The organism is Lysinibacillus sp. NPDC056185, from assembly GCF_047737915.1.
Classification (GTDB): domain Bacteria; phylum Bacillota; class Bacilli; order Bacillales_A; family Planococcaceae; genus Lysinibacillus.
Genome location: NZ_JBLLLQ010000112.1, coordinates 1 through 1,104, shown reverse-complemented (window position 1 = coordinate 1,104; position 1,104 = coordinate 1). Strand labels below are relative to the sequence as shown.

Genomic DNA, 1,104 nt, shown 5'->3' with positions numbered 1-1,104 from the left:
AGCGTGAACTGCCTGCCCGAGGACGGCATCGACTCCCACGTCTTCGAGATCACCGTCGAATACCGCGGCCATGGCCGGTGGGCCGTCAAGCGGCACTCCCAGTGCCTCGGCTCCGACGGCACTTGGGAGTACGAGATGCGCCCCTCCGAGCGCGAGGACGAGTGGCTGGACGCTCACCGCTTCGACCTCGACACCGCGCTGAAGCTCGCCAGGGATCAGGCGCCCCTCGTCACCGTGAACGGCTTCACCGTCGACGATGCGCTCAAGCGGCTGACCGAGAGGGCTGTCCGGTGAGCCCGCAGCGTCGTCCCACCGCCCGCGAGGTCCTCACCCCTCGGTCGGAGCATCTCCTCGCCACCGTGTACGCGGGGCAGGTGCGGGCGGTGGTCATCGAGCGGGCACTGAAGCGGATGGCCGAAGCCGACGCCAGAGCGCGCCGCGGACAGATGCCCGACAGCAACCTCACTGAGGCCCAGCAGAACGGAGCCCAGCCGTGACCCTCCCCGACCGCGCCCTGCGATGGCTGTACCTGGCCGCCGCCGCCCTCGCCGGCCACTGCTCCGTCACCAGCGCCCGCGCAGACGCCTGGTGGTACGCCATCGGCCTGTTCGGTGTCTCCCTGCTGCTGGCCGTCGCCGCGGGCCGAGAGTACGTCGCCGCCAACGAGCGCCGCGCGGCCGCGGTGCGCGCCGAGCGGGCCGCCCGCCCCTGCGGCCTCCGGCCCATCACGGGCGAGGTGGTCGACGCGGCCCTGGCTGCCGCCTGCTGCGAGCGCTGGTGGACATCCGCCGGCGCCGCCCATGACCACACCTGCAAGAACTACGAGCACCAGCGGAGGACGGCATGAAGCGCCACACCGCCAGCACCACCACCGACGACGCCCTGGACGAGTTGTACGCGAACGCCTCCAAGGGCTGGCGCCGCGGCGACATTTGGAAGGCCAAGGCGAAGGAGATCGAGGTCGACCGCGACCGCCTCGCCGAGGAGCTGGAGCAGGCGCAGGCCACCATCGAGCGCGTCCGCGCGGCCGTCGCCCCGTACGACTGGACGCACGCGCAGGTCCCCGCCGCGCGGGTGCGCGACGCCCTCGCAGAGCCCAAGGAG

4 protein-coding genes are annotated in these 1,104 nt (G+C 72.5%); all 4 read left to right on the top strand.

Translation table 11 applies throughout. The annotated features are described in order from the left end of the window. The coding region (locus ACMZ42_RS27250) for a hypothetical protein (protein ID WP_415733462.1) at nucleotides 1-294 on the top strand (294 nt) is incomplete at its 5' end. Next, nucleotides 291-497 (top strand): hypothetical protein, encoded by a 207-nt coding sequence (locus tag ACMZ42_RS27245; protein ID WP_375988992.1) that lies wholly within the window; start codon nucleotides 291-293, stop codon nucleotides 495-497. The genes ACMZ42_RS27250 and ACMZ42_RS27245, both read left to right, overlap by 4 nt. Then, complete coding sequence (locus ACMZ42_RS27240) at nucleotides 494-847, top strand: hypothetical protein (RefSeq protein WP_375988995.1); 354 nt, start codon at nucleotides 494-496, stop codon at nucleotides 845-847. Before ACMZ42_RS27245 ends, ACMZ42_RS27240 begins: the two co-directional genes overlap by 4 nt. Beyond that, the coding region (locus ACMZ42_RS27235; protein ID WP_376322273.1) for a hypothetical protein at nucleotides 844-1,104 on the top strand (261 nt) is incomplete at its 3' end. The genes ACMZ42_RS27240 and ACMZ42_RS27235, both read left to right, overlap by 4 nt.